This is a genomic window from Telluria sp. AZSoR62 (assembly GCF_058111565.1).
The window spans coordinates 55,338-76,551 of the sequence record NZ_JBYTST010000007.1 but is presented as its reverse complement, the minus strand read 5'-3'; the positions used below and the strand labels follow the sequence as shown (position 1 = coordinate 76,551).

The 21,214-nt window shown below is 64.9% G+C and carries 20 protein-coding genes and 1 tRNA gene; 9 read left to right on the top strand and 12 right to left on the bottom strand.

Annotated elements, in window-relative coordinates:
• Positions 1-5: 5 nt before the first annotated feature.
• The 5 genes from AC3XQU_RS12560 to ispB all read right to left on the bottom strand — a co-directional run bounded on the left by AC3XQU_RS12560 (position 6) and on the right by ispB (position 7,815).
• Complete coding sequence (locus tag AC3XQU_RS12560; RefSeq protein WP_489874489.1) at positions 6-2,372, bottom strand: S9 family peptidase; 2,367 nt, start codon at positions 2,370-2,372, stop codon at positions 6-8.
• Positions 2,373-2,919: 547 nt separating this feature from the next.
• Positions 2,920-3,612 (bottom strand): dienelactone hydrolase family protein, encoded by a 693-nt coding sequence (locus tag AC3XQU_RS12555; RefSeq protein ID WP_489874488.1) that lies wholly within the window; start codon positions 3,610-3,612, stop codon positions 2,920-2,922.
• Between the two features lie 95 nt (positions 3,613-3,707).
• Complete coding sequence (locus AC3XQU_RS12550) at positions 3,708-6,551, bottom strand: M16 family metallopeptidase (protein WP_489874487.1); 2,844 nt, start codon at positions 6,549-6,551, stop codon at positions 3,708-3,710.
• A gap of 144 nt (positions 6,552-6,695) precedes the next feature.
• Positions 6,696-6,772 (bottom strand) — tRNA-Pro (locus tag AC3XQU_RS12545).
• A 56-nt stretch (positions 6,773-6,828) separates the two neighbouring features.
• Entirely contained in the window at positions 6,829-7,815 is a 987-nt protein-coding gene (gene ispB, locus AC3XQU_RS12540; RefSeq protein ID WP_489874486.1) for an octaprenyl diphosphate synthase, read from the bottom strand.
• Between the two features lie 288 nt (positions 7,816-8,103).
• On the opposite strand from ispB, the gene rplU reads away from it, so the two are divergent.
• The 7 genes from rplU (at position 8,104) to AC3XQU_RS12505 (ending at position 13,748) form a co-directional block, all read left to right on the top strand.
• Complete coding sequence (gene rplU / locus AC3XQU_RS12535) at positions 8,104-8,415, top strand: 50S ribosomal protein L21 (protein ID WP_489874485.1); 312 nt, start codon at positions 8,104-8,106, stop codon at positions 8,413-8,415.
• 43 nt (positions 8,416-8,458) lie between these two features.
• Entirely contained in the window at positions 8,459-8,731 is a 273-nt protein-coding gene (gene rpmA, locus AC3XQU_RS12530) for a 50S ribosomal protein L27 (RefSeq protein ID WP_489874484.1), read from the top strand.
• A gap of 114 nt (positions 8,732-8,845) precedes the next feature.
• Positions 8,846-9,958: an Obg family GTPase CgtA gene (cgtA, locus tag AC3XQU_RS12525; protein WP_489874483.1), complete on the top strand. Its 1,113-nt coding sequence runs from the start codon at positions 8,846-8,848 to the stop codon at positions 9,956-9,958.
• Positions 9,948-10,394, top strand: a complete 447-nt coding sequence (locus AC3XQU_RS12520) for a hypothetical protein (protein WP_489874482.1) — start codon at positions 9,948-9,950, stop codon at positions 10,392-10,394. Before cgtA ends, AC3XQU_RS12520 begins: the two co-directional genes overlap by 11 nt.
• Positions 10,391-11,521 (top strand): glutamate 5-kinase, encoded by a 1,131-nt coding sequence (gene proB, locus AC3XQU_RS12515; protein WP_489874481.1) that lies wholly within the window; start codon positions 10,391-10,393, stop codon positions 11,519-11,521. Before AC3XQU_RS12520 ends, proB begins: the two co-directional genes overlap by 4 nt.
• 169 nt (positions 11,522-11,690) lie before the next feature.
• Complete coding sequence (locus AC3XQU_RS12510; protein ID WP_489874480.1) at positions 11,691-13,283, top strand: methyl-accepting chemotaxis protein; 1,593 nt, start codon at positions 11,691-11,693, stop codon at positions 13,281-13,283.
• Positions 13,284-13,385: 102 nt separating this feature from the next.
• Positions 13,386-13,748 (top strand): nuclear transport factor 2 family protein, encoded by a 363-nt coding sequence (locus tag AC3XQU_RS12505; RefSeq protein ID WP_489874479.1) that lies wholly within the window; start codon positions 13,386-13,388, stop codon positions 13,746-13,748.
• Here the strand turns inward: AC3XQU_RS12505 and nth are convergent.
• Positions 13,745-14,455 carry an endonuclease III gene (gene nth / locus AC3XQU_RS12500; RefSeq protein WP_489874478.1) on the bottom strand — a complete coding sequence of 237 codons (711 nt, stop codon included), beginning with the start codon at positions 14,453-14,455 and terminating at the stop codon, positions 13,745-13,747. The two genes, AC3XQU_RS12505 and nth, sit on opposite strands and share 4 nt — an antisense overlap.
• A 13-nt stretch (positions 14,456-14,468) precedes the next feature.
• The gene (rsxB, locus tag AC3XQU_RS12495) at positions 14,469-15,146 is read right to left on the bottom strand and encodes an electron transport complex subunit RsxB (protein ID WP_489874477.1); all 678 of its coding nucleotides are present in this window, start codon (positions 15,144-15,146) and stop codon (positions 14,469-14,471) included.
• Between the two features lie 151 nt (positions 15,147-15,297).
• On the opposite strand from rsxB, the gene AC3XQU_RS12490 reads away from it, so the two are divergent.
• The gene (locus tag AC3XQU_RS12490; RefSeq protein WP_489874476.1) at positions 15,298-15,633 is read left to right on the top strand and encodes an RcnB family protein; all 336 of its coding nucleotides are present in this window, start codon (positions 15,298-15,300) and stop codon (positions 15,631-15,633) included.
• 74 nt (positions 15,634-15,707) lie between these two features.
• Here AC3XQU_RS12490 and AC3XQU_RS12485 read toward each other — a convergent pair whose 3' ends face one another.
• From AC3XQU_RS12485 to AC3XQU_RS12465, 5 genes are all read right to left on the bottom strand, one after another.
• Positions 15,708-16,943, bottom strand: coding sequence for a polyhydroxyalkanoate depolymerase (locus AC3XQU_RS12485; RefSeq protein ID WP_489874475.1), 1,236 nt, complete (start codon positions 16,941-16,943; stop codon positions 15,708-15,710).
• Positions 16,944-17,257: 314 nt separating this feature from the next.
• Entirely contained in the window at positions 17,258-18,355 is a 1,098-nt protein-coding gene (locus AC3XQU_RS12480; protein ID WP_489874474.1) for an NAD(P)/FAD-dependent oxidoreductase, read from the bottom strand.
• Positions 18,356-18,468: 113 nt separating this feature from the next.
• Complete coding sequence (fdxA, locus tag AC3XQU_RS12475) at positions 18,469-18,792, bottom strand: ferredoxin FdxA (protein WP_091871505.1); 324 nt, start codon at positions 18,790-18,792, stop codon at positions 18,469-18,471.
• Between the two features lie 181 nt (positions 18,793-18,973).
• Entirely contained in the window at positions 18,974-19,249 is a 276-nt protein-coding gene (locus AC3XQU_RS12470) for a protealysin inhibitor emfourin (protein WP_489874473.1), read from the bottom strand.
• Positions 19,246-20,751 (bottom strand): hypothetical protein, encoded by a 1,506-nt coding sequence (locus AC3XQU_RS12465; RefSeq protein WP_489874472.1) that lies wholly within the window; start codon positions 20,749-20,751, stop codon positions 19,246-19,248. Before AC3XQU_RS12465 ends, AC3XQU_RS12470 begins: the two co-directional genes overlap by 4 nt.
• A gap of 172 nt (positions 20,752-20,923) precedes the next feature.
• Here AC3XQU_RS12465 and AC3XQU_RS12460 point away from each other — a divergent pair, with 172 nt between their 5' ends.
• A complete protein-coding gene (locus AC3XQU_RS12460; RefSeq protein ID WP_489874471.1) occupies positions 20,924-21,205 on the top strand; it encodes a polyhydroxyalkanoic acid system family protein in 282 nt (93 codons plus the stop codon).
• Positions 21,206-21,214: the final 9 nt, after the last annotated feature.

Here is a 21,214-nt window from a genome sequence, read left to right as displayed (position 1 = left end):
ACTGCTTACTGCTTGAGCGTGCGCTCGAACAGCTGGTAGATGCGGCGGTACTGGTCGTACCAGGCTTCCGGCTGCACATACGAGTGGCGCTCGAGCGGGTAGCTCGCCAGTTCCCAGTTGTCCTTCTTCAGTTCGATCAGGCGCTGGGCCATGCGCACCGAGTCCTGGTAGAACACGTTGTCGTCGACCATGCCGTGCGCGATCAGCAGGTGGCCCTGCAGCTTGTCGGCGTATTCGATCGGCGACGAGATCTTGTAGGCCTGCGGGTCGATGTCCGGCGTGTTCAGGATGTTGGCGGTGTACTCGTGGTTGTAGGTCACCCAGTCGGTCACCGGGCGCAGCGCGGCGCCGGCCTTAAAGGTCTCCGGTGCGCGCATCAGGCCCATGAAGGCCATGAAGCCGCCATAGCTGCCGCCATAGATGCCGACGTTCTTCGGATCGCCCTGGTGCTTGCTCACCATGTACTTGACGCCGTCGAGGTAGTCGACCAGTTCCGGATGGCCCATCTGGCGGTAGATCGCGGTGCGCCACTTGCTGCCGTAGCCTTTCGAGGCGCGGTAGTCCATGTCGAGCACGATGTAGCCCTTCTGGACCAGCAGGTTGTGGAACATCTGCTCGCGGAAGTAGTTCGGGTAGCGGCGGCTGACGTTCTGCAGGTAGCCGGCGCCATGCACGAACATCACGACCGGATACTTCTTGCTCGGGTCCATCTGGGCCGGGCGGTACAGCTTGGCCCAGACCGGGTCGCCGCCGTCGCTCGAGGGCACTGCCACGTATTCCGGCTCGATCCACTGGCGCGCCTTGAATTCCGCGCTGCGGGTATCGGTCAGTCTGGCGGCCGCGCCGCCGCCCACCGCCACGGTGGCCAGCTGCACCGGGGTGTAGCTGCTCGAATAATGCACCAGCAGCTTGCGCTCGTCCGGCGACAGGCGGAAGCGCTCCACGCCATCGAGGCTCGTCACTTCGCGGATCGCGCCGTCTTTCGCGTTGACGGCGCAGACTTCGTAGTCGCCCGGGGTGGCGCGGTTGCACATCACATAGGCGACGCTGCCGTCATGCGACCAGCGCACGTCCGAGGCTTCCCATTTGCCCGAGGTGAGGGCGCGCGCGGCACCGCCATTCGCTTCCTGGGTGTACAGGTGCGAATAGCCGCTTTGCTCCGACAGGTACCACAGCGTGCGGTTGTCCGGCATCCAGCCGAATTCGTTGTTGTCGTAGTTGACCCAGGCCTGCTCGGTCAAGCGGTGCAGGGGCTTGAGCCGGGCGCCGGCCAGGTCGACGGTCGCGATCCAGCGGTCCTTGTTGTCGACCGAGCGCAGCATGACGGCGACGTTGGCGCCGTTGGCGCTCCATTCGATGGCGTCGGCGCCGTCGATCACGCGCACCGGACGGTTGCCCTTGAGCGGGTCTTTCTTGGCGGCGGCGCGCAGCTCGGCCAGCGGGTCGACCGTAATCCCGGGCAGCACGTCGAGCGACAGGTCCTGCACCTTGTTGGTGCGCAGGTCGACCAGCTTGAGTGCATGCGGCGCCGGCATGTTGCGGCCGACACGGGTGCGCTGGTCGTCGAATTCCTCGTAGCCCGACTCGGTCACGTAGCGCGGCATCTTGCCGACGCGTCCCTTGTCGCCGTTCTTCGGGGCGGTGACCACGATCAGCCAGCGGCCGTCGGGCGAGAGCACCGAGCCTTCGATGGTGACCTTGTCGCCGAAATACACAGGCGCCGGCGGCATCGACGGGTCGAGGCGGCGCTGTTCGTTCATGCGCTCGCGCAGGGCGTCGCGCTCGTCCTTCTGGCGCTTGAGGTGGGCGATCAGGCGCAGCTGCTGGTCGCGCAGCGGGTCGTCTTCGTTGACTGCGGGGTCCTTGGCGGCGCGCGGCAGCGCGACCGGGCCGACCACGCGGCTGGCGCGCTCGAAGGCATACCAGTCGGTGCCGATGCGGTAATGCACGCTGCGCTCGTCGTGCGAGTACTGCGGCGCTTCGAGGCGGCTGGCGCCGCGGGTGATCTGCACCAGCGCGCCGTTCTTCAGGTCGCGCTCGAACAGGTCGCCGTTACGCAGCATCAGGGCGCGGGTGTTGTCGCGGTTATGCACGACCACGTCGCCGTCGAGTTTCGACAGCTCGGTGTCCGCCACCAGTTTCGGCTTGCCGCCCTGGGTGACTTGCCAGGTGTCGCGGATCGGCGAGCCGGTACGCTTCTGCTTGTAGAACACCTGCTTGCTGTCCCAGCTCCACCAGGCGGTTTCCGCCGGGGTGCCGATCCAGTCGGGGTGGGCCATGGCCTGGTCGAGGGTGATCGGCGTGGACGCCGTCGCCGGCAGCGCGGCCAGCAGGAGGTGTGCCGCGAAGAGTGTGAGTGCAGGTGTACGCATCGTAGGTAGGGGACCGAGTGAAAGGAAATAGCTTTCTTGCTAGAAAATGCGAATTGCATTCTAGCTCAGTCACCTGCGCTACGGGTAAGGGAGAAGGCGGGCGCTAGAAGAATAAATGCCAGCGCCGGCCCGTGTCAGTACAGACGGCCATGCCGGTCGAACCGGCTGTTGCAGCGCGATGCCAATCCTGTTTGAACTCAGCCGCGCACTGCCGGCGCCCAGCCGCCATGGGCAGCGTAGAGTTCGATCGAGAAGCTGCGCACGGCCGAGACGGCGGTGGCGAAATGACGGCTGAGGATGCGGGTAGTGGCTGCCATGGTGATTCTCCTGTGAAGACTGTATTTGCTCGGATATTGCGTTGCAGTATAAGGAGCGCGGCGCCATAAATAAACTTTCTATTCGTGATTCCGGCGATACGATATGTGAATACTTGGCTGGAAGTTATCCTGCCAGATATCAAGCTGGGGAATGTCTCATCGTTGCTACAGTGAATGTGACGGGCAGGACTGCCGCGCCGCAGGCAAGCTGGCGGCGCGGCCCAGGCGTCTTAACGCAGCGTGCGAGCGAAGAAGGCTTCGGTGCGGCCGGCTGCAAGCGTGGCGGCCGCCGCGTCGTAGTGAGTGCCGCCCGGACGGGCAAAGGCATGGTTGCAGCCGGGATAGCTGTACAGCTCGGCCTTGCCGGCCAGCGCGGCGCGGATCTGGGCCTGGGCATCCTTGCTGATGAACTCGTCCTCTTCGGCGAGGTGGTAGAGCAGGGGCGCGCTGATGTTCGCGGCTTCGTCCACGTGCTGGTCGGTGCCGCCGCCGTAATAGGCGGCAAAGGCGTCGCCGTCGGTGCGCGCCGCGCTCAGGAATGTCATCAAGCCACCCAGGCAATAGCCGGTCACACCGGCCTTGCCGCTGGCGTCCTGCAGGCTGCGCGCCTGCTTGATGGTGAGGGCAATGTCTTCGACGCCCTTGTCCTTGTCATAAGCCTGGTACAGCGCGAAGCCCTTCTTCCAGTCACCTTCCTTATCTTCGGACATCGACAGACCCGGTTCGCTGCGCCAGAACAGGTCGGGGCAGACGGCGATATAGCCTTTGGACGCCCAGTCGGCGGCGATGCTGCGGATGCCGGCGTTCACGCCGAAGATTTCCTGCAATACGATGACGACGGGGTGAGGTCCCGGCGTGGCGGGGCGGTCGACGTGGCAGTCGAAACTGCCGTCCGGCGTCTGTACCTTCAGTTGTTCGGTCATGGAGATCCTTTCGAAGCGGGTGGCGCCGTCTGCGGGCGGGAAAACTCTGCCCGCCCATCATATCGGAACCGCCGCCCGCTTCGATCAAGCACGCATCACTTGGCGATCAGGACCGGCTCGCCGAAGCCCAGCTCCTTCATGCGCGGCAGCTGGGTCTTGGCGTCGCCCACCACCAGCCAGACCATTTTCGACGGATCGAGGTAGGTCGTCGACAAGGCCTGGACTTGCGGCAGGGTCATGGACTTGACGATGCGCTCGCGGTCTTTCACATAGTCGGCGCGCCAGCCGTACTTGCTGATGTTGTCCAGCATGCCCAGCTTGGCGGCGGCCGTCTCGAAGGCCCGCGCATTGCTCTTGACAAGGAAGTTGCGGGTGGTTTCCAGGTCGGCGGCCGAGTAGGTGGCAGGGTAGTCCTGCAGGATCTGCTTCACCAGCTGGGTCGACTCGAGCGTGACATTGCTGCGCACGCCGCTGGCGATGGTGAAGGCGCCGGCGCTCTTGCTGCCCGAGAAGTTCGAATTGATCCCGTAGGTGTAGCCTTTACCCTCGCGCAATTGCTGGGTCAGGCGGGACGCGAAGCCGCCGCCGCCCAGGATGTAGTTCGCCACGGAGGCCGGGTAGAAGTCGGCATCGGTGGCGGCCAGCGCGCGGTAGCCGACCTGCAGCACCGATTGCTTGGCGTCCGGCACGTCGACGAAATAGACTTTCGCCGGCGCCAGGCTTGCGGCTTTGGTCGGCGCCGGCAGTGCGACGGCCTTGGCCTTCCATTTGCTGCCGAGACCGGCGAGCGAGCGCGTCATGACGGCTTTCGGCAAGGCGCCGACCACGTGCATGCGCGCCACCGACGGCGACAGGTTGGCGGCGTAATATGCCTTCAGGTCGTCGATGCCGATCGCGTTCACGGTCTCGGCGGTGCCGAGGATGTTACGCGAGCGCAGGTCGTCCTTGGCATAGACCAGCTTATTGAAATTGCTGCTGGCCAGCGCGTTCGGATCGGCTTCCTGCTGGCGGATCTGGCTCAGCACGCTTTGCTTGATGAGGGCGAATTCCTTCTCGTCCCAGCGCGGCTCCAGCAGGATTTCTTCGACCAGGGCCAGCGTCGCCGGGTAATTGCGCGCCAGGGTGATGACGCTGATGCGCACGTCCTCCGTCCGGGCCGATACATTGATCGTCGCGCCCAGCTGCTGGATCGCTTCTTCCAGTTCCTGAGGCGTGCGCTTGGCGGTGCCTTGCGTCATCATGCGCGCCATCAGGTTGGCCACGCCTACCTTGTCGAGCCGGTCGAGCAGCAGGCCGCCGTCGATGGCGATATCGAACTGCACCAACGGCACTTCGCGGTTCTCGATGCCGATCACGCGCATGCCGTTGGCCAGCTTGGTGTCCCAGACCTGCGGCACCTTCAGCGCCGGCGTCGGGCCGTAGGCCGGTTCCTTGCTGCGGTCAAAGGTGGAGGCGGTCTTGGCGTACTCGGCATTCGCGCTCGGATCGACCGCTTTTTCGGCGCCCTGCACGACTTTTTCTTCCACGACTTCGGCCTTGCCCGAGCCGCTCAAGGCCAGGTCCAGCTTGCCTTTCGGGACGAAGCTGGTCGCGACATAGGGCTTGCCCTTGATATAGGTGTCGTAGACGCGCCGCACGTCGGCGCGCGAAACCGCCAGCGTCTTCTTGATGCCTTCCGCGACATAGCCCGGATTGCCGGTCAGGTAGTTGTACTCGGCCAGCAGCGCCGACTTGCCCAGTACGCTGGAGACCGAGTTGTAGAAACGGGTCTCGATGCCGGCCTTGATGCGGGCCAGGTCTTTCTCGGAAATGCCTTCCTGCTCGAACTTGGCGAAGGCCTGGCCGACGGCGGTCGCCACATTATCGAGCGGCTTGCCCTCGAAAGCGCGGATGCGCAGCATGAACTGGCCCGCCAGCTCCGAGGTCTGGTTGCCGATCTGGACGCTCGGGGCGAGCTTGGTGTCTTCCACCAGCACCTTGTAGAAGGGCGCGCGCTTGGTCTGGGACAGGTATTCGGCCAGTACCTCGAGTGCATAGGAATCGGCGTGCAGGTCTTCGACCGTCGGCCAGGCCATGGTCAGCTCGGGCAGCTTGGCGAAATTGTCTTCGTGGGCCAGCTTCACCGTTTGCGCCACGCTGCCGGGACGCTTGGCCATCGGCTTGATCGCCTCGCCGCGCTTGATCTCGGAGAAATACTTCTCGACCCATTTACGCGCCTGCACCGGATCGAAGTCGCCGGCCAGCACCAGGGTCACGTTGTTCGGCACATACCAGAGGCGGAAGAATTCCTTGACGTCGTCCAGTTGCGCGTTCTGCAGGTCTTCCAGCGAACCGATGACCTGCCAGTTGTACGGGTGGTCCGCCGGATACAAGGCCTTGTTGATCACGTAGCGGGTGTGGCCGTAGGGCGCGTTGTCGACGCCCTGGCGCTTCTCGTTCTTGACGACCTGCTTTTCCTTGGCCAGCACCGGCTCGGTGACGGTGTTGATGAACCAGCCCAGCTTGTCTGCTTCGGCCCAGATCATCTTTTCCAGCGCATCCTTCGGCACCGTCTGCAAGTAGTTGGTGCGGTCCTGCGAGGTCGAGCCGTTGGCGCCGGAGCCGCCGATGCGCGCCGTCATCTTGTCCAGGCCGCCCTTGCCGAGGTTTTCCGATTCCAGGAACAGCAGGTGCTCGAACAGGTGGGCAAAGCCGGTGCGGCCGACTTTTTCACGGGACGAGCCCACGTGCGCGGTGAGGTTCACGGCCACGACCGGATCGGAGCGGTCGATGTGGAAGATCACGTCCATGCCGTTGGGCAGGGTGAATTTTTGGTAGTCGACTTTCAGGACGGCGCCTGGTCCTGCGGCTGCCTTGGCCGGCGCGGCGGCGTGGGCGATGGAGATCGTGCTGGCGGCGAACAGTGCGGCGAACAAGAGAGGGAGGGGGCGAAGCTGCATGGGTATCAAATCCTGGCAATAGGGAAGGAACACGGAGTGCTCTGGATACTATTGCAATTTTTTGAATGCCACAACGAAAAAGCAAGGCGGCTGGAAACGAAAAAGCCAGAGCGGCGGCACGCGCGTTCTGGCTCTCGAATCGACTGGTCGGGGTGAGAGGATTCGAACCTCCGGCCTCTACGTCCCGAACGTAGCGCTCTACCGGGCTAAGCTACACCCCGACTGGTTCGAGGCGCCTGAAACAACTCTGCCTCGGGAAGCATTAATATAATTTTGCTCAGTGGTTCCTGTCAACAGCGAAGCTGCACAGTTGCAGCAGGCTTGACTTGTATACGCTGTCGGGCAGGTTGGAAATAGCCTCCGCCGCGCGCTTGCCAGCCTGTTCCGCCTGCTGGCGGGTGTAGTCGAGCGCGCCGCTCGAGGTGACGGCGGCCAGTACCGCTTCGAACTGGGCTTCGTCGCCGTGTTCGATGCAGTTGCGCACCAGCTCGCGCTGCTCCGGCGTGCCGTGGTCCATCAGCCAGATCAGGGGCAAGGTGGGTTTGCCTTCGCGCAGGTCGTCGCCCAGGTTCTTGCCGATCTCGGCGGCGTCGCCGGCGTAATCGAGCACGTCGTCGATCAGCTGGAACGCGGTGCCCAGCGAGCGGCCGTATTCGCCGGCCGCTTCGATCTGCTCGTCGTTGGCGCCGGCGATCAGCGCGCCCAGCTCGGCGGCGGCTTCGAACAGCTTGGCGGTCTTGGAGCGGATCACCTTGAGATAGCTCTCGTGGGTCACGTCGGGGTCGTGCATGTTCAGCAGCTGCAGTACTTCGCCTTCGGCGATGACGTTGGTGGCGTCGGAGAGGATGCGCATGATGCGCATGTCGTCGAGGCTGACCATCATCTGGAAGGAGCGCGAATACAGGAAGTCGCCGACCAGCACCGAGGCGGCGTTGCCGAACAGGGCGTTGGCGGTCTGGCGGCCGCGCCGCATCGAGGACTCGTCGACCACGTCGTCGTGCAGCAGGGTGGCGGTGTGGATGAATTCCACGACGGCGGCCAGCTCGTGGTGGGCGGTGCCGCGGTAGCCGTAGGCATTTGCCAGCAGCAGCACCAGGACAGGCCGGATGCGCTTGCCGCCGGCACTGATGATGTACTCGGCGATCTGGTTAACCAGGCTCACTTCCGAGTGCAGGCGCTGCCGGATCACCGCATTGACGGATTCCATGTCGGCGGCGATCGAGTGGGCGATGGTGTTCTGTGCGTGTTGGGTAGCGGCTGACAAGGCGAACCTGCAATAAACAGTGAGTATTTGGTTAAGTGGTGATTATACGACATGCAAAGGAAGGCTGCCCCCACTGATGACTAGCAGGTTGGCAGAGGCGTGCAGCGGACATGTCCGGAGGCAGTCGTTGCCCCTGCGCGACGGTGTCTGGCCGGCTGGTCCGAAATAGTCGCGCCGTTTTGACGCGCTGCAGCGAGTTATGTATAATCCTCTGTTCCCCGGCATCCGAACAGCTCAGCGCCTCTGGCGCCGGCGGGATTTCCTTAAACATTTGATGAGGTTTCAATCATGTACGCGGTCATAAAAACCGGTGGCAAGCAGTATAAAGTTGTCGCTGGTGAAAAACTCAAAGTAGAACAGATACCTGCTGACATTGGTTCCGAACTCACGATCGATCAGGTCCTCGCCATTGGCGCGGGCGATAGCCTCAAGTTTGGGGCGCCACTGGTCGAAGGTGCAACGGTTCTTGTGAAAGTGGTTTCCCACGGTCGTCACGACAAAGTGCGTATCTTCAAGATGCGTCGTCGTAAGCACTACCAGAAGCGTCAGGGCCACCGCCAGAACTTCACCGAAATCCAAGTGGTGTCGATCAACGGCTAATTGCCGTCCTGGTCCATCAGTTCAGTCATCAAGGAGTAAATAAATGGCACACAAAAAAGGCGGCGGTACTACCCGCAACGGCCGTGACTCAGAAAGCAAGCGCCTCGGCGTGAAAGTCTACGGCGGCCAGGCGATCAACGCCGGCGGCATCATCATTCGTCAGCGCGGCACCCCAGTGCGCGCCGGCACCAACGTCGGCACCGGCAAGGATCACACCCTGTTCGCGCTGGTCGACGGTACCGTCAAGTTCGTCAAGCAAGGCGTGGGCTCGAAGCAGTTCGTGACCGTCGTTGCTGCCGAAGCAGTCGCAGCGTAAATCATCACGCACGCAGCGCCGCATCATGTGCGGCGCATCTTTGCAAGGCGCAAGCCTTCCATCGAAAGGCTCTGCCCAAGGTAGGGCCTTTTTAGTTTTTAAGCGGTCACCATCATGAAGTTTATCGACGAAGCAAAAATTGAAGTCATCGCCGGCGACGGCGGCAACGGGTGCGCCTCGTTCCTGCGCGAGAAGTTCCGCCCGTTCGGCGGCCCGGATGGCGGTGACGGCGGTAAGGGCGGCTCGATCTACGTGGTGGCCGACCGTAACATCAACACCCTGGTGGACTTCCGCTATTCGAAGACCCACCACGGCAAGGACGGCGAACCGGGCCGCGGCTCCGACTGCTACGGCAAGGGCGCCGAAGACGTCTACCTGCGCATGCCGGTGGGCACCCTGATCATCGACGACGTCAACGGCGAGATCGTCGCCGACCTGACCGCGCATGGCCAGAGCGAACTGCTGGCCAAGGGCGGCGAGGGCGGCTGGGGCAACATCCACTTCAAGACCTCGACCAACCGCGCGCCGCGCCAGAAGACCGAAGGCAAGGAAGGCGAGCGCCGCACCCTGCGCCTGGAACTGAAAGTGCTGGCCGACGTGGGCCTGCTGGGCATGCCGAACGCCGGCAAGTCGACCTTCATCACCGCCGTGTCGAACGCCAAGCCGAAGATCGCCGACTACCCGTTCACGACCCTGCACCCGAACCTGGGCGTGGTGCGCGTCTCGCACGAGCGCAGCTTCGTGATCGCCGACATCCCGGGCCTGATCGAAGGCGCGTCCGAAGGCCTGGGCCTGGGCCACCAGTTCCTGCGCCACCTGGCGCGTACCGGCCTGCTGCTGCACATCGTCGACCTGTCCTCGTTCGAGACCAATGTCGATCCGGTCAAGGAAGCCAAGGCGCTGGTGAAGGAACTCGAGAAGTACGACGAAGAGCTGCTGAACAAGCCGCGCTGGATCGTGCTGAACAAGCTCGACGTGCTGGACGAGGCCGAGCGCAAGAAACGCGTGAAAGACTTCGTCAAGCGCATGGCCTGGAAGGGCCCGGTGTTCGAGATCTCGGCCCTGAACCGCGAAGGCTGCCAGGACCTGATCAACGCGATCTACCTGCACCTGGAAGAGAAGCGCCACAGCGCCCAGCGCGCCGAGGAAACCTCGATGACCGAGGAGGCGCGCGGCATCTCGTCGATCGATCCGGAAGACCCACGCTTCAAGATCCTTGAAGACTAAGCTGGACGCGGCAGCGCCGGGCAAGCAGGGCAGTCGCGGCATCGGCCGCGGCTGGCTGCGCGCCCAACTGCTGCAACTGGTCGCCACCGCCAGTTCGCTGGCGGCCCTGGCGACCTTGCTCGATCCCGACCGCATTGCGTCGGCGATGGGCCTGTTTCTCGTTGGCGTGAACGGCTACAGCCAGTTCTACGCCATCTACGTCGGAGTCCGGCTCGCTACCGCGCTGCTGGCACTGTTGGCAGCCAGGCGGGGCGACCAGCCCATCCTCGGCGACCTCACCGCACTGTTCCTCCTGGCCCAGCCGGCCGGGCGCCTGGCCGCGGCTTTCGCGATCGGGCTGCCGAAGGGGGTATTATTAGCAGTCAGCGCGGTCGAGTTGTTGGCGGGACTTTCCCTGCTGGCCTTGCGGCCGCGAGGAAAAATCCTGTCGCCATGACCCAAGTTCACCACTCCGCACTCCAGCAAGCTTCCCGCATCATCGTCAAGGTCGGTTCCTCGCTCGTCACCGACGAGGGCAGGGGCCTGGACCACAGCGCCATCGCCCGCTGGGCCTCGCAGATCGCCGCGCTGCGCGGCCTCGGCAAGGAAGTCGTGCTGGTGTCCTCGGGCGCCATCGCCGAGGGCATGCTGCGCCTGGGCTTCGCCAGGCGCCCCACCGATATCCATGAACTGCAGGCCTGCGCCGCCGTGGGCCAGATGGGCCTGGCGCAAATCTACGAGACCAGTTTCCGCAGCCACGGCATCGGCACGGCGCAAGTGCTGCTGACCCACGCCGACCTGGCCGACCGCGAGCGCTACCTGAATGCGCGCTCGACCCTGACCACCCTGCTGCGCCTGGGCGTGGTCCCGATCATCAACGAGAACGACACGGTGGTCACCGACGAAATCAAGTTCGGCGACAACGACACGCTCGGCGCGCTGGTCGCCAACCTGATCGAGGCCGACGTGCTCGTGATCCTGACCGACCAGCGCGGGCTGTTCTCGAGCGACCCGCGCAAGGATCCGGGCGCGCAGCTGATCGCCGAAGCGCAGGCGGGCGATCCGGCGCTCGAAGCGATGGCCGGCGGCGCGGGCTCCAGCCTGGGCCGCGGCGGCATGCTGACCAAGGTGCTGGCCGCGCGCCGCGCCGCGCGCTCGGGCGCCCACACCATCATCGCCTGGGGCCGCGAGGACGAGGTGCTGACCCGCCTGGCCGGCGGCGAAGCGATCGGCACGCAACTGACGGCGCCGACCGGCCGCCTGACCGCGCGCCGCCAGTGGATGATCGACCACCTTCACACCACCGGCGAAGTCGTGATCGACGCCGGCGCCGCGCAGAAGCTCACGCGCGAAGGCAAGTCGCTGCTGCCGATCGGCGTGGTGGCCGTGCGCGGCGAGTTCGGACGCGGGCAGGTGATCACCTGCATCGACGAAGCGGGCCGGCCGCTGGCGCGCGGGCTGACCAATTACACCAGCAGCGAAGTGCGGCGCATCATGCGCCATTCGTCGGCCGAGATCGAACGCATTCTCGGCTATGTCGAAGGGACGGAGCTGGTGCACCGGGACAACCTCGTCCTGTTGTAAGGAGCGCGTGCACCGTGCTGGTGCGGGCGTTGCTGCCAGGCTACATAGTAGTAACTTATGCATAATAAGTAGGTTCCTGATTTTGCCTGAAAGATACAAAACATCTAGACTGACGGGGCATGTCGCATAGCAGTTCGCGCCTTTCCAGTACGTTATCCAGGACCCGATCATGAAACTCAGCCGCAAACTGCCCATCGGCTTCGCCGCCGTCACCCTGCTGGTCGCCTGCGCCGGATTCTTCGGCATGAGCCAGATGAACCACGCCGTCGACACTTATAACGCCGCCGTCGTGCAGTCCACCCACGCCCAGCGCGTGGAAGGGCTGCTCTCGCATTTCCGCCTGCAGACCCAGGAATGGAAGAACACCCTGTTGCGCGGCAAGGACGAGGCGCAGCGCGTCAAATACTGGGAAGCCTTCCAGAAGAACGAGGCCGAACTGGCCAAGGACGTGAAAGAGCTGGCCGGCGTCATGCCGGCCGGTGAAGTGCGCGAGCTGCTGGTCCAGTTCGGGCAGGCCCACCTCAAGATGGGCGAAGGCTATCGCCGCGGCTTCGCCGACTTCACGGCCGCCGAATTCGATGCCACGGCCGGCGACCAGGCCGTCAAGGGCATGGACCGCGCGCCGGCCGAACTCCTGGTCAAGGCCCATGACGCGATGGCCAAGCAGACCTCCGCCACCGTGCTGGCAGCCGAAGCCGTCGGCAAGCGCGCCACCCTGCTCAGCTACACGCTGATGCTGCTGGGCGCGATCGCCGCCGTCGTCGCCGGTATCCTGGTATCGCGCTCGATTACCCGCCCGCTCGGCAAGGCCGTCAAGGTGGCGCAGAGCGTCGCCGCAGGCGACCTGCGCACCAGCATCGACGTGCGCACGGACGACGAAACCGGGCAGCTGCTGCAGGCCCTGAAGGACATGACCGGCAGCCTGCAGCACATCGTGGCGCAGGTGCGCGGCGGCGCCGAGACCATCGCCGTGGCATCGGACGAAATCGCGCGCGGCAACCTGGACCTGTCGTCCCGTACCGAACACCAGGCCGGCGCGATCGAGGAAACCGCCTCGTCGATGGAAGAGATCACCACGACCGTGCAGCAGAACGCGGCCAACGCCCGCCAGGCCAACCAGCTCGCCATCTCGGCCTGCGACGTGGCGGCCAAGGGCGGCGACATGGTCGAGCAGGTGGTCGGCACCATGGCCTCGATCAGCGATTCCTCGCGCAAGATCGTCGACATCATCAGCGTCATCGACGGCATCGCCTTCCAGACCAATATCCTGGCGCTGAACGCCGCCGTGGAAGCGGCGCGCGCCGGCGAGCAGGGCCGCGGGTTTGCGGTCGTCGCCAGCGAAGTGCGCAACCTGGCGCAGCGCTCGGCGACTGCGGCCAAGGAAATCAAGGGCCTGATCAACGATTCGGTTGCGCGTGTCGACGCCGGCAACCGCCTGGTCGGCGAGACCGGCGCCACCATGGGCGAGATCGTCACCAGCGTACGCCGCGTGATGGACATCATCGGCGAGATCAGCACCGCCAGCGACGAGCAGGGCGCTGGCATCGCCCAGGTCAACATGGCCGTCAGCGAGATGGACACCGCCACCCAGCAGAACGCCGCGCTGGTGGAAGAAGCCGCCGCCGCGGCGCAGTCGCTGCGCGACCAGACCCTGGCGCTCAACGAAGTCGTGGCCGTCTTCAAGCTCGAAGACGCGCGCGAGGCACGCGCCGGCGGCAAGCTGGTGGCGGCGCGTGCGCCGGCGCGCCTGGCCGTGGCCTGAGCCGACGAGGGCGTCCGGTAACGGCGCCCGGCATCGGGTAAGATGAACAACGCGCCCGGTCGGCCTGACCGCGGCGCGTTTTTTTATCTATCCCCGGAGCCTATGAACCCGCTTTCTCCCCTCGCTGTCGTGCAGGCACAGCTCGATGCCTACAACGCCAAGGACCTCGACGCGCTGATGCGCACCTATGCGCCGGATGCGCAGCAGTTTGCGCTGCATGGCGGCCTGCTCGCCCAAGGCATCGAACAGATCCGCCCGCGCTACCAGCAGCGCTTTGCCGAGCCGGATCTGCAGGCGCGCCTGCTGTCGCGCCAGGTTGCGGGCAATTTTGTCACCGACCTGGAAATCGTCACCCGCAACTTCCCGGAAGGGCCGGGGACGGTGGAGATGCTGTGCGTGTATGAAGTGGTCGACGGGCGCATCGTGCGCGCCTCGTTCGCCACCGGCGAGCCGCGGATGTCCTAGGCGCCGCCGCGCGCCAGCTCGGTGACCAGGAGCACGGGGGCCGGCGCGGCCGCCGGATCGAGCACACCGGCGGGCGCCGGCGTCTTGGCGCGGAATTCGCACAGGTCGGCGATCAGGCAGTTCCAGCACTTGGGTTTGCGCGCCACGCAGGTGTAGCGGCCGTGCAGGATCAGCCAGTGGTGGGCGTCATGTAAAAAATCCTTGGGCACGAACTTGAGCAGCTTCTGCTCGACGATGTCGACGTTCTTGCCCGGCGCGATACCGGTGCGGTTCGAGACCCGGAAGATATGGGTGTCCACCGCCATGGTCGGCTCGCCGAAGGCCGTGTTGAGCACCACGTTGGCGGTCTTGCGGCCCACGCCGGGCAGCGACTCCAAGGCCTCGCGGCTTTGTGGCACCTCGCCGCCGTACTGGTCCACCAGGATCTGGCAGGTGGCGATCACGTTCTTGGCCTTGGTGTTGTACAGCCCGATGGTCGCGATATACGACTTGAGTTCGTCCAGGCCCAGGTCGAGGATGGCCTGGGGGGTGTTGGCCACCGGGTAGAGCCGGCGCGTGGCCTTGTTCACGCCGACGTCGGTCGATTGCGCCGACAGCAGCACCGCGATCAGGAGTTCGAAAGGCGTGGTGAATTCGAGCTCGGTGGTCGGCTTCGGGTTGGCGGCGCGAAAGCGCGTGAAGATGGCGAGGCGTTTGGCGGCATTCATGGGGAGCGTGGGCTTACTTCTGGTCGGGCGGGGTGCTGGACGCCTTCTGGCGTGCGCGCTCGATCGCGGCGGCGATGATGGCGCGCTTGCGTTCTTTTTCCGCCAGTTCTTCCGGCGTATTGGTGGCTTCCAGCGTCACTTCGCGCATCTTCTCCAGCGCCTTGGCCGCCAGGCGCGCATCGTTTTCCGCTTTCTCGCGCTGCAGGCGCTCGCTGCGGAAGTCGTGGCGCGCACGCGCGGCGTCGGCCGCCTCCTGCGACCAGGCATCCCAGCCTGTCGTGTTCGTCACCGGCAGCATCGAGATGCAGTCGACCGGGCAGGGCGCGACGCACAGGTCGCAGCCGGTGCACAGGCTCGGCAGGATGGTGTGCATCTGCTTGGCCGCGCCCAGGATGGCGTCCACCGGGCAGGCCTGGATGCACAGGGTGCAGCCGATGCAGAGCGACTCGTCGATGAAGGCCACCGGGCGCGGGCGTTCGATGCCGTTGGCGGGATTGATCGGGATGACAGGCCGGCCCGTGACCGACGACAGGCGCCGCACGCCCTCGATGCCGCCGGGCGGGCACTGGTTGATCTCGGCTTCGCCGCGTGCGATCGCCTCCGCATACGGCCGGCATGCGGGATAGCCGCACTTCGTGCATTGCGTCTGCGGCAGCAGGTCTTCGATCTGGTCGGCGAGGGTCTTGGTCACGGCGCGCGGGTGCGGGGAAAGCCGACATTATCCGCCAAAACCGCAGGCCATGCGAAGTTCGCCAGTGCACGCAATCAGCGTGCATGAGCGAACAGACTGCGCGGCGCGTGCGTGGTGTACTGGAGCCATCGACGCCCATACAGGAGCTCACATGAACAAACTCATCGTTCCGGCCCTGGTTGCCGCGGTGCTGGCCGGTGGCGCCGCGGCCCAGGTCCACCAGCGCGGCGAACAGGAAGCGCGGGCACAGCAGGTGAAACAGGCAGAAAAGACGGGACGCTACCGCAGCGTGGACGCCAGCGGCCAGCTCAAGCGCGGCGAACAGCTGCCGCCGCGCTACCGCACGCATCATTACGTGGTCGAGAACTGGCAGGCGCACCGCCTGACGGAACCGCCGCGCGGGCACCAGTGGGTGCAGGCGGGGCACGATTATGCGCTGGTGTCGATTGCGACGGGCGTGGTGACGGAGGTACTGGTCGGGAAGTAAAGGCGCGTGCCAAAGAAAAATGCCGGAGCAAGCTCCGGCATTTTTACGTCCAGGGCTTGCGCCCCTGTCCTGGGTCAGGCATGCGCCCGGATGAATTCGCCGATCTTCGGGCAGATGATCTCGCGCCAGCGACGGCCCGAGAAGATGCCGTAGTGGCCGCATTTCGGCGCCTCGAAATCGAGGTGCATCTCCGGCGGGATGCCGGTGCACAGGTCGTGCGCCGCGCGGGTCTGGCCGGCGCCCGAGATGTCGTCGAGTTCGCCCTCGACGGTGAACAGCGCCACCGTGGTGATGTCCTGCGGACGCACCAGCTGGCCGCCGACTTCCCAGGTGCCCTTGGGCAGGCGGTGTTCCTGGAACACGGTCTTGATGGTGTCGAGGTAGTACTCGGCCGGCATGTCGAGCACGGCGTTGTATTCGTCGTAGAACTGGCGGTGCGATTCGGCCGAATCGTCGTCGCCCTGCACCAGGTGCTGGTAGAACTCGCGGTGGCTCTGGGCGTGGCGGCCCGGGTTCATCGCGATGAACCCGGCATGCTGCAGGAAGCCCGGATACACCTTGCGGCCGAAGCCCGGGTAGTTGCCGGGTACCGAATAGATCACGGTGTTCTCGAACCACGAGAACGGCTTTTCGACGGCCAGGTCGTTGACGGCGGTCGGCGACTTGCGCGGGTCGATCGGACCGCCCATCATGGTCATGGTCTTCGGCAGCTTCGGGTCTTTATTGGTCGCCATCAGCGAGATCGCGGCCAGCACCGGCACGGTCGGCTGGCAGACCGAGATCACGTGCACGTCCGGGCCGAGATGGCGGATGAAGTCCTGCACGTAGAAGATGTAGTCGTCCAGGTGGAAGGGGCCGTTCGACAGCGGCACCATGCGCGCGTCGGTCCAGTCGGTGATGAAGACGTCATGCTCGGCCAGCAGGGCGCGCACGGTGTCGCGCAGCAGGGTAGCGTGGTGGCCCGACAGGGGCGCGACGACCAGCACGGTCGGCTGCTTCAGCGCAGCGAAAGCCTGGTCGCCCAGGTCTTTCTTGAAATGGAGGAGCTTGCAGAATGGCTTTTCGACCACGGTGTGCTCGATGATGCCGACTTCCTCGCCGTTGACGGGAACGGTCTTGATGCCGAAGGCCGGCTTTTCGTAATCCTTGCCGAGGCGGTACATCAGCTCGTAACCGGCGGCGATACGCTGCGAGAACGGCGTGTGCGCGAAGGGCGACACCGGGTTCGAGAACATTTTGGAAGACGCATCCGCCCACTGCATCAGCGGGGTGAGGAAGGAGCGTTGCATCTCGTGCAATTGGTAAAGCATAGAGTTTTCCTTCGGGTAGACTGAGCGCGGCGCATGTTTGCGTAATGCCTCAAGTCAATTATAGGGGATAGTGATTTACTTGTGGAAACAGTCGTTTTCACTTCCCTGCGTTCACAACACCCTTGTAGCATATTTGTGCACGGTTGTTCGGTGAGGCTCCCCACATAACCGGAAATGCGTCGATCCACAGCGCTTCTTCGTCGTCCGGAGGTTACGGAACGTTGTGGTTTTTTTCACACCATGGCCATCCTGGCAGGCAAAAAAAATGCCGCCAGGCTTGCACCGGGCGGCATGTTTTACGCATCAAGCCTGGATCAGTCGAAGACCGGGCTCTCGACGCCGAGGATCTTGTGCAGCTTCGGCGAAGTCGTCGTGTACTGCATGTGGATCTTCTTGTCCGGGAAGATGTAGGGCGCGGCGCCGAAGGCGGCCAGCGCTGCTTCGTGGAAGCCCGACAGGATCAGCTTCTTCTTGCCCGGATAGGTGTTGATGTCGCCCACCGCGAAGATGCCCGGCACATTGGTCTCGAACTTTTCGGTATCCACGACCTTGAGCTGCTTGCGCTCGATGTCCAGGCCCCATTCGGCGATCGGGCCCAGCTTCGGCGACAGGCCGAAGAAGACCATCAGCATGTCCAGCGGCACGCGGCGGGTGACGCCGTCGGCGCCGGTGACCTTGACTTCCGACAGCTTGCCGTCGGTTTCATCGAAGCCGACGACCTGGCCGGTGATCAGCTGCATCTCGTATTCGTCGCACAGCGCCTTCATCTTGGCCACCGAAGCCGGGGCCGCGCGGAAGTCTTCGCGGCGGTGCAGCAGCACCACCGATTCGGCCTTGCCGACGAAGTTCAGCGCCCAGTCCAGCGCGGAGTCGCCGCCGCCGCAGATGACCAGGTTCTTGCCTTCGAAGATGGATGGATCCTTGACGCGGTAGTGCAGCTGGCTGCCTTCGAACTTCTCGATGCCGTCGACCTTCATCGTGCGCGCCTGGAACGAACCGACGCCGGCGGCGATGAAGATGGTCTTGGTGATGAACTGGGTACCTAGCGAGGTCTCGACGTTGAAGCGGCCGTCTTCGCGGCGCTGCACGGTCGTGACTTCCTGGCCCAGGTGGAAGGTCGGCTCGAACGGCTCGATCTGCTTGAGCAGGTTGTCGGTCAGTTCCTGGCCGGTGCACACCGGCACGGCCGGGATGTCGTAGATCGGCTTGTCCGGGTACAGTTCCACGCACTGGCCGCCGACGGCCGCCAGCGAATCGATGACGTGGGCCTTGATTTCGAGGAGGCCGAGTTCGAAGACCTGGAACAGGCCGACCGGACCGGCGCCGATGATCACGGCATCGGTGTCGATCGCGCCGGCGAACGAACTGTTGGGAGCGATGCTGCCCGCTTCGTGGGAGGCACTGATAGTCATGCGCTTAAATCCTGTGGTTTTTTTTGGGTGTGGGTGTGACGGTGGCCGCTAGTGTGCCACGATTGACGAACCTGCGCTGACGCCGGGCCCTGGCGGGCCCGGCTGTTCGGAGCTTAGCGGGCCAGCTGGTCCAGCTTGTCCTTGACGTCTTTCCACTCTTCCGCGTCGGGCAGGGCCGGCTTGGTCTTGGTGATCGACGGCCAGAAGCGCGACAGGTCGGCGTTAATCTTGATGAATTGCTGCTGGTCCGACGGCACGTCTTCTTCCGCGTAGATCGCATTCACCGGGCACTCGGCGACGCAGACGGCGCAGTCGATGCATTCGTCAGGGTCGATGGTGAGGAAATTCGGGCCTTCCCGGAAACAATCTACCGGGCATACATCGACGCAATCGGTATAACGACAGCGGATGCACGATTCGGTGACAACGTGGGTCATAACAGTCCTATTTATTGTGAAGGCGTCGCGTCGCCGGGCGCAAAGGGCCGGCCGGACATGGCAAAGCACTGTATTTTAGGGCAATTCCCGCTTTCCGACAAATTGGCCTTATACACAATATATATAAGCAAATGTTGGCCATGACGGCGCACAGCAGGGCGTCAAGACACTGAAAACCGCCTCAGGCGGCGCTGCGCAGGCGCTCCAGCAAGGCCTGCCAGTCGCCGCCGCTGCCGTCCTCGCGCACGAAGACCGTATGGCAGCGCGGTCCGTCCTCGACCGTGATTTCCCAGCGCGGCATGTCGGCCCCGACCGGGCAGCTTGGGGCGGCCGAAAAGAAGTCGAGCCGCCCCAGCAGGTTTTCCAGCTCGCCGCCGGCCGGATGCCGGGCGGTGTCGAGGTCGTAGGCGTGGGCCAGCCCCGCGAAGCCGCCGCACGAACGCGCGCTGATCTTCATGATGGGTCCGCCACCGCGGCCACCGGCACGGCGGCCGGCGCCACGCATTCGCCCATGCGACCGTTGGCGGCGCACCAGCGCGCCAGCGCCCGCGCTTCGCCGTCCAGCACCTTGTCCACCTTGTGGTATTCGGGCAGGTTCATGGTGCCGCAGCAGGCGCGCCGGTCCTGGCGCGCGCCGGGGGCGTCGCACACCTTGGGCGCCAGCTTCTCGCCGCCGATGGAGGCCGCCGAGCCTTCCGGCGGCTGCTCGACGACATCGCGGCGCGCGAACTGGTTGCGGATGAAGGCGGCGTAGCTGGCGGGCTTGCCGTCTTCCCCGACGATGCGCAGCATCTCGTTGACCACGTCGACATAGGTGGCGGCGCGGTCCGGCGCGGCAATCAGTGCGCGCAGCAGCACGCCGCGCAGGTAGGCCGCTACCCGGTGCAGCACGGCGGCGCAGTCGTCGAACTGCGGGTTGCGCTCGTAGGCGAACATGTCGGCCAGCACGTCGTACATGGCGCCGGTGAAGACCTGCGAGATCGCATGCACCTGGGTGCCGGCCTGGCCCAGGGTCAGGTCGTTGTCGGCGTTGCGCAGGCCGGTGGCACCGCCCAGCGCCAGGCCGAACTGCTCGGCGATGTCGGCCAGGTAGGTCTTGTCGTGCAGGTGGGCCTTGGTCTGGGCCACCACGGCTTCGCACTGGTCCAGCTGCGACAGCGCCAGGAAGATCGCGGTCAGGTCGCCGAAGGCTTCGTGCAGGCCGCCGGTCTGGGGCGGGGCGTCGGCCAGCAGCCATTGCGGCTTGAGGCCGTCGAGCACCGCGTGGGCGGTCTCGTGGGCGACGATGTCGAAGGAGCGGCAGGTGTAGATGCGCGCCTCCTCGCCGGTGGCGCCGTTCGGGATGAAATCGCCGAACTTCAGGCAGCCCTGGCTGCGGCTGTAGAAGGCGTTCATCACGTTAGGCAGGCCGTAGGGGAAGACCGCCAGCGGGCGCGTGTCCATGCTGGTGTTCCACTGCCAGGGCAGGGGCATGTCCAGGCCGGCGCCAAGCAGGGCGCGCTGGTACATGGTCAGGGTCTGGCGCACCACCGAGAAGGTATGCACCGCGTCGAATTGCGGGGTGTCGGGCTGGGTGACGAAGTCGCCGAAGGCGTTCGGCTCGACCGGGTCGATGCCGGGGCTGCCGGGCGCGATCCGGGCGTCGCGCGGACCGGCCAGGACCGGGCCGGGCAGGTAGGCGCGGCGGGTGCCGATCTCGCCGACCGAGGGGTCCTGCTTCCACATCAGCACGCGCGCACCAAAGGCATGGGGCAGGGGCGGGGCTTCGGCCGACACCTCGTCCTCCACCGTATCGTGCAAGGCGTCCGGAGGGGATTCGGGCGCCGCCGGCTGCTCGAGCAGCCGCGCGGCGCGGTGCTCGCGCTGGTAGGGAGCGCTGGGCGTGGGGATGAAGCGGGCCGGCGGCTGGTCACGGTCGAGCGTGGCCAACGCATCCGGCAAGGGGGCACCTGGTTCCATGACGGCTCCTTGCGAAATGTCGGGCGGCTCGACCATGTTCGCGCGCTGAGCAATGCGGATATTGACCGCTATCAATTGATCTGGAACGGAGGCGGTGCAGTGTGGCGGACTGGCCGAGTTCGCTTCCAACTGGCATCATGGCGGACTGTCTCGCAATGAAAGAAAGTCCAGCATGTCGGAAATCAGCATCGTCCAGGAACACAGCCTCAGCCCGGAACAGGCGCGCGCAGCGGCCCAGCAGGTGGCGCAGCGCATCTCGACCGAATACGGCCTGGAGTGCAAGTGGGAAGGCGACGTCCTGCGCTTCGAGCGCAGCGGTGTGGAAGGTGTCCTGACCCTGGACGGCGGGCGCGCCGCCATGCGCATCCGCCTGGGTTTCTTCATGAGCGCGTTTGCCGCGGCCATCGAGGCCAAGGTGGCGGAGAAGATGCGCAAGGTCTTCGTACCGGCTTGATGCATTTGT